The organism is Streptomyces sp. NPDC002867 (assembly GCF_053591895.1).
Genome location: NZ_JBSFUR010000053.1, coordinates 33,956 through 40,991, shown reverse-complemented (window position 1 = coordinate 40,991; position 7,036 = coordinate 33,956). Strand labels below are relative to the sequence as shown.

Here is a 7,036-nt window from a genome sequence, read left to right as displayed (position 1 = left end):
CCCGCTTTCCCCTGGTGGCGCCCGGGCCCCGCCCCCCCAAAACCCCCCCCCCCCCCCAAAACCGGGCGGCCCGGGGGCCCGCCCACCCCCGGGGGCCCCCCCCCCGCGGCTCCGTACGTGCGTGACCGCGCGCTTCGGCGCGCCTACGCGGACTTGCGGCTGTCGCGCGGGTGCACTGCGATGTTCATGGCGCCGGAGCGCAGGACCGCCAGCCGCTCGGCCAGCACTTCCTCGAGCTCATCGCGGGTGCGCCGCTCCATGAGCATGTCCCAGTGCGTACGCGCCGGCTTGCCCTTCTTCTCCTCGGGGCCGTCCCCGTCAACAAGGAGCGCCTGGCTTCCGCAGACCTTGCACTCCCACTCCGGCGGAATCTCCGCCTCGACCGAGAAAGGCATCTCGAAACGATGCCCCTTCTCGCATGCGTACTCCACCGCCTGGCGCGGGGCCAGATCGATGCCGCGGTCGGTCTCGTAGCTGGTCACCACGAGGCGCGTGCCGCGAAGAGCTCGCTCACTCATGAATCGTGCCTCCCGGGCTTGTCGCCCACAGGACAGGTGTCGCTGTCGTCGTCATCCGGTCAACGTCCGGTCGGCGGTAAAGATTCCCGTTGCGGGTCATGCGTCGCCCGTCGTGCCGCCCCTTGTTCTACCCACCAGTGCCCGGTTTGTCACATCTGGCATCAGATGTCACCCAGCGTCTTTGCTACTTGAGCACGCAGTAACGGTCCGCCTGGCGGGCCAAAGGCGTACACTACCGGCCTTTCATCGCCGCGTCTAAATCCGGTCCGGAACGGGGTTGCCCGCGGCGGCCACCGCACGCCGCACCGGCACCCGCGCGAGCAGCACGAACCCGAGAACGAAGAAGATCACCAAGGAGATGATGGCATCCCGGTAGCTGCCGGTCAGCTGATACGCGAGACCGAACACCAACGGGCCCAGCCAGCTCAGCCCGCGGTCGCTCATCTCGTACGCGGAGAAGTACTCCGCCTCCTTGCCCCGCGGCACCAGGTGGGAGAACAGCGAACGCGACAGGGCCTGGCTGCCGCCCAGCACCAGCCCGATCGCCGCCGCCAGGCAGTAGAACCACACCGGCGCGCCCGCCGGCAGGAAATAGCCCGCGGCGAGGATGAGGGTCCACACCGCCAGTGAGGCGAGCACGGTGCGCTTGGCGCCGTGCGTCCGCGCCAGCCGGCCCATGCCCAGCGCGCCCGCGACCGCCAGGACCTGGACGAGGAGCACCGCCGTGATGAGCGTCGTCTGGTCCAGGCCCAGCTCTTCGGAGCCGTAGACCGAGGCCTGCGAGATCACGGTCTGCACGCCGTCGTTGTAGACGAGGTACGCGAGCAGGAAGGACAGCGTCAGCGGATGGCGGCGCATGTCCTTCAGCGTGGCCAGCAACTGACGCCAGCCGGAGCCGACCGCGCCCTGTCCGTCGGCGGTGGCGCGGCGGTCCCGCAGCCGGCGCAGCGGAACGAGCGTGAAGGCGCCCCACCACAGACCGGCGGAGGCCAGGCAGATCCGCACCGCGTCGCCCTCGGACAGCCCGAAGGACTCGTGGCCGGAATAGACGACGAGGTCGAGCACCAGCACCAGCGCGCCCGAGGTGTAGCCGAAGGCCCAGCCCCGCGAGGAGACCGTGTCGCGTTCGTGCGGCTCGGCGATCTGCGGCAGGTACGCGTTGTAGAGGACCATCGACACCGCGAGCGAGGCGTTCGCCACGATCAGCAGGAAGGCGCCGAGCAGATACCGGTCGCCGTCCAGGAGGAACATGCCCGTCGTCGCGGCGGCGCCGAGATACGCGGAGACGGCGAGGAGAGGCTTCTTGCGGCCGCTGCGGTCCGCCGCCGCGCCCGCGAACGGCATCACCAGCACCGCGAGGACGACCGACGCCGAGACCGCGTAGGGGAAGACGGAACCGGCCCGCACCGCGATCCCCAGCGGATGGACGAAACCGTCGGCGTCGGCGGCGGCCTTGGCGACCGATGTCAGATAGGGCCCGAGGAACACCGTGAGCACGCTCGTCGAGTACACCGAGCACGCGAAGTCGTAGAAATACCAGCCCCGTTGCTCGCGTCTTCGCTCGCGGGCGCTGTCCGCGCCGTCCGTGCGGTCGGCGGTGCCGGCCGTCATCCGCGCCCCCTCGCTCCTGCTGTCCCGGACGCGCTCCGGGTCAGACCCACACCCCACGGTCGGTCAGTACCGTGCGCAACGTCTCCAGATGATCGGTCATGATGCCATCCACGCCAAGGTCCAGGAGCGCGGCCATCCTGTCGGCGTCGTTGACCGTCCAGACATGGACCTGCAGTCCCCGCGCGTGCGCCTCGCGCACGAAGCGGCGGTCCACCACCCGGATACCGCCCTGGGTCTCCGGAACCTGCGCGCACACCGCGCCGCTACGCACCGCGGCCGGTATCCCCACGGAGGCGAGCCGCAGGCCCAGCACGCCCTTGACGCCGTACGACGTGGCGAGGCGCGGACCGGCCCGGCGCACCGCCCGCGCCACCCTGCCCTCCGAGAACGAACCGACGCACACCCGGTCCCAGGCGTCCGTCCTGCGGATCAGGTCCACCAGCGGCTCGAGCGCGGACTCCGCCTTGAGGTCCACGTTCCAGCGGGCGGTGGGGAACTCCTCCAGCAGCTCCTCGAACAGCGGCAGCGGTTCCCGGCCCGCCACCCGGGCCCGGCTCACCTCGCTCCAGGGCAGCTCGGCTATGCGTCCGCGCGAGTCGGTGACCCGGTCCAGCGTCGCGTCGTGGAACGCGACCAGGCGTCCGTCGGCCGTCGTGTGCACATCGGTCTCGAAGTAGCGGTATCCGGCGTCGGCGGCCCGGCGGAAGGCGGCCGTGGTGTTCTCGATGCCGTCCGCGGCGCCTCCGCGATGGGCGAAGGCGAGCGTCGCCGGATGGTCCAGATAAGGGTGGCGTGTCGGATTCACCGCCGCAGTATGGCCTGCCTCGGTGTCGAGCCGGCGACCACGGTGCTGCCTTCGTTCGCCCCCGGGATGGCGAAGAGCCGCAGGAACAACTGTGCCAGCGGCCCGATCGCCAGCGCGTACACCACCGTGCCGACGCCCACCGATCCGCCGAGCAGGAATCCGGTGGCGACGACCGCGACCTCCAGTGCCGTGCGGACCAGGCGGATCGACCGGCCCGTGAGGCGGTGCAGACCCGTCATCAGGCCGTCGCGCGGACCGGGACCGAAGCGGGCCGCGATGTACAGGCCGGTGGCCATACCGTTGAGTACGACACCCGTGAGAAGAAGCGGGATCTGCGCCACGAGCCCGTGGACATCGGGCACGACCGCAAGTGTCGCGTCCATGGCGATCCCGATGACGAACACGTTGGACACCGTGCCGAGCCCCGGCCGCTGCCGGATGGGGATCCACAGCAGCAGCACCACGGCGCCGACGATGATCGACACCACGCCGATCGAGATTCCGGTCAGCTCCGACAGGCCCTGATGCAGCACGCCCCACGGTTCGAGCCCGAGCCCGGCGCGCACCAGGAGTGCGGAACTCACCCCGTACAACGCCAAACCGACGTACAGCTGGAGCAGCCTGCGGGTGAGATGTCCGGACACGGTGGCGTCCCCCTGTGTGGTGTTAGTGGACCGACGCATGACACTCTGTGGCTACGGAAGAATGCTCAACCATGGCCAATTCGAGGAAGGTGGACTGACTTCCATGTCTCAGTGGACCTCAGCGGTGGGGGCGGCGCAGCTCGCCCGGCAGCTCACCTCCCAGCAACCGCGCCCCGCCGGCCCCGGCACCCGCAAGCCGCCCGCCTACCGCGCCCTCGCCGACGGCATCCGGCTCCTCGTCCTCGAAGGGCGGGTGCCCGTCGCCGCGCGCCTGCCCGCCGAACGGGAGCTGGCCCTCTCGCTCTCCGTCAGCCGCACCACCGTCGCCGCCGCCTACGAGGCCCTGCGGGCCGAGGGGTTCCTGGAGTCCCGCAGGGGGGCCGGCAGCTGGACCGCCGTTCCCGCGGGCAACCCGCTGCCCGCCCGCGGCCTCGAACCGCTGCCGCCCGAGTCGCTCGGTTCCATGATCGACCTCGGCTGCGCGTCCCTGCCGGCCCCCGAGCCATGGCTGACCAGGGCCATCCAGGGAGCCCTCGAGGAACTGCAGCCGTACGCCCACACCCACGGCGACTACCCGGCGGGCCTGCCCGCGCTGCGCCAGATGCTCGCCGAGCGCTACACCGAGCGTGGCATCCCGACCATGCCCGAGCAGATCATGGTCACCACCGGTGCGATGGGCGCGATGGACGCCATCTGCCACCTCTTCGCCGGCCGCGGTGAGCGCATCGCCGTCGAGTCCCCTTCCTACGCCAACATCCTCCAGCTGATGCGCGAGGCCGGGGCCCGGCTCGTGCCGGTGGCGATGGCCGAGGGGCTGGCCGGATGGGACATGGCGCGCTGGCGCCAGGTGCTGCGCGACGCGGCGCCCCGGCTCGCCTACGTCGTCGCCGACTTCCACAACCCGACGGGCGCGCTCGCCGACGAGGACCAGCGCCGTTCGCTGGTGGAGGCGGCCCGCTCGGCGGGCACCGTCCTGGTCGTCGACGAGACCATGTCCGAGCTGTACCTCGACCCGGACGTCGAGATGCCCCGTCCCGTCTGCGCCTTCGACCCGGCCGGTTCCACCGTGCTGACCGTCGGCTCGGCGAGCAAGGCGTTCTGGGCCGGCATGCGGATCGGCTGGGTGCGCGCGGCTCCCGACGTCATCCGCTCGCTCGTCGCCGCCCGCGCGTACGCCGACCTCGGCACCCCCGTGCTGGAGCAGCTCGGCGTCAACTGGCTGATGCGCACCGCCGGTTGGGACAGCGCCGTGTCCATCCGCCGCGAACAGGCCCGCGACAACCGCGACGCGCTCGTCGCAGCGGTGCGCAGGGAGCTTCCGGACTGGGAGTTCGACGTGCCCTCCGGCGGTCTGACGCTGTGGGTCCGCACCGGTGGCCTCTCCGGCTCACGGCTCGCGGAGGTCGGCGAGCGGGTCGGTATCCGGGTGCCGTCCGGCCCGCGTTTCGGGGTCGACGGGGCGTTCGAGGGATACGTACGGCTGCCGTTCACGGTCGGCGGGCCGGTGGCGGAGGAGGCCGCCACGCGGCTCGCTGCGGCGGCGCGACTGGTACGCACGGGCGCGACCACGGGCACGGAGGCCCCGCGCACGTTCGTGGCGTGACCGCCGCCCGGGGCCGGGTGCGCTTCGGGCGGGGTGCCTTGCGTGAGCGGGGCGTGGCCGCCGGCCGGGAGATGCGCTGCAGGGCGGTCGGTCGCCGGGTGGTGCGGGGCGGTCGGGCACGGGCGGGTGGTCGGGGCGCGAGGCCCGGGACGCGCCGCGGCCGGGACCGCGTGGGACGCGCGGGCCCGGCCGGGGGTGGTGTGGCGTCAGCCTTCGGCGGGGACCGCGGCGGCCGCCGGTGCGGGGGAGGACGCCGGCCTCGCACCGGGCTCGGCCTCCGGCGCCTGCGTCGGCTCGTCCGGACGCGGCGGCAGCAGATCGAGCACCGCCTGCCGGTGCGCCTCGCTCGTCGCGTCGTCGAACGGGTCCGGCGTCGCCGGGACCTGGAGCCTGAGCACCGGACCCGTGCTCAGCCGCGCATAGCCGCGCCCGGGCGGGACGTCCGTGGCCGGAGTCGTGCGGGGAACCGTGCCCAGCACCGCCTTGACCTGGTCGAAGTCCGCCGGGCCGAGCGCGACACGGGCGCGCGTATGCGTCCGCACGGTCTCGGTCAGGGCGTCGGCGCTGTCGAACTGCTCGGCCACCACGACTGTGACGTGCACCGCCCGGCCGTGCCGAAGCGGCGCCTGCAGCAGCTCCTGCGGGTCCATGTGGCCGTCGGCCGCGGCGAGATGGCCGAGGACGCTCGGCCGGTCGAGCAGGATCCACAGCGGCCGCTTCGCGTCGTCGGGTGCCGGCCTGCCCGCCTGCCGTGCGCGGTTCGCGACGATCAGGCGCCGCTCGGTCTCGTGCGCGGCCCACTCGAGACCGGCCAGCGCTCCGGCGAGGTCGCACTCGACGGCGAGGACGCCCGGGCGGCCGGTGAGGCAGGCGTACTCTCCGGTGCCGCCGCCCTCGACGATCAGGACGTCGCCGTGCTGGAGGGCCTGCAGGGCGATGGAGCGCAGCAGTGTGGTGGTGCCGCTGCCGGGCTCGCCGACCACCAGCAGGTGGGGTTCGGTGGAGCGCGGCCCGGTGCGCCAGATGACCGGCGGCGCCTGCTCCGTGGTCTCGCCGCGGGTGACCGGCAGCATGCGCTGGACGGAGTCGGCGTCGGTGAAGCCGAGCACGGTCTCGCCGGGGCCGGTGACGAAACGCTGGGCGGCGATGGAGGTGGACAGCGCGGGCAGCACGCTCATGTCGAGCTGGTTGGCCTCCTCGTCCCAACGGAAGCGGTACTCGCGGCCGCGGCCGGACTTGGTGTGGAGCAGGTGCTCGATCCGGGCCCGGGAGTCGGCCTCGGAGTCGGTGAAGTACGCCGGGTACGTCACGCGCAGCCGGGTGAGGCGGCCGCTCTCGTCGAACTCGTACCTGCTGAAGACCTTGTTCCACTCCCCGCCGTGGGTGAAGAGCGGAGTGGGGTCCTCGGGGGCCGAGAAGTACGGCACGAGGGCCTCGTACAGGGCCTTGAGCCGGGCGACCTCGGTTTCGTCGGGGCCGGTCCTGACCGGTTCCCCGACCCTGCCTGCCCAGGCGGCCGCGGCCATCACCGTGATGAGGGCGACCAGCAGCCCGTACGGGACGACCGCGGCGGCCAGGACGCAGGCCGCCACGAAGAACAGGGTGGGACCACGCCGTTCCTTGGGAGTGGCGGCCCACTTGCTCCGGGCCATGGCGGCCAGCTTCCGCAGACCCCGGGTGACCGTGATCAGCGGATGGAGGACATCGGTGGCGCCGTCGGCGGCCGTGCGCGCGATCTCACGGCTTCGGGCGATCTGTGCGCTGCCGCTGGTCAGAATGCGGGGGAGTGGTCGCCGGGCCACATCTGTCTCCTGAAGGTGCTCGTGTCTCCTGAAGGTGCTCGCCGGTCGTTCGG

6 protein-coding genes are annotated in these 7,036 nt (G+C 72.4%); 1 reads left to right on the top strand and 5 read right to left on the bottom strand.

All coding sequences use genetic code 11. The features are described 5' to 3' along the window. Positions 1–143: 143 nt before the first annotated feature. From ACWD0A_RS30525 to yczE, 4 genes are all read right to left on the bottom strand, one after another. On the bottom strand, positions 144–518 hold the full coding sequence (locus ACWD0A_RS30525; RefSeq protein WP_451303331.1) for an RNA polymerase-binding protein RbpA: 375 nt from the start codon (positions 516–518) through the stop codon (positions 144–146). Between the two features lie 255 nt (positions 519–773). Further along, positions 774–2,129 (bottom strand): MFS transporter, encoded by a 1,356-nt coding sequence (locus ACWD0A_RS30520; protein ID WP_451303329.1) that lies wholly within the window; start codon positions 2,127–2,129, stop codon positions 774–776. Between the two features lie 40 nt (positions 2,130–2,169). Then, positions 2,170–2,934, bottom strand: coding sequence for a glycerophosphodiester phosphodiesterase (locus ACWD0A_RS30515; RefSeq protein ID WP_451303327.1), 765 nt, complete (start codon positions 2,932–2,934; stop codon positions 2,170–2,172). After that, entirely contained in the window at positions 2,931–3,617 is a 687-nt protein-coding gene (gene yczE / locus ACWD0A_RS30510) for a membrane protein YczE (RefSeq protein WP_451303325.1), read from the bottom strand. Before yczE ends, ACWD0A_RS30515 begins: the two co-directional genes overlap by 4 nt. A gap of 64 nt (positions 3,618–3,681) precedes the next feature. On the opposite strand from yczE, the gene ACWD0A_RS30505 reads away from it, so the two are divergent. Further along, on the top strand, positions 3,682–5,181 hold the full coding sequence (locus ACWD0A_RS30505) for an SCO1417 family MocR-like transcription factor (protein ID WP_451303323.1): 1,500 nt from the start codon (positions 3,682–3,684) through the stop codon (positions 5,179–5,181). Positions 5,182–5,387: 206 nt separating this feature from the next. Here ACWD0A_RS30505 and ACWD0A_RS30500 read toward each other — a convergent pair whose 3' ends face one another. Beyond that, entirely contained in the window at positions 5,388–6,983 is a 1,596-nt protein-coding gene (locus tag ACWD0A_RS30500) for a hypothetical protein (RefSeq protein WP_451303321.1), read from the bottom strand. Positions 6,984–7,036 lie beyond the last annotated feature (53 nt).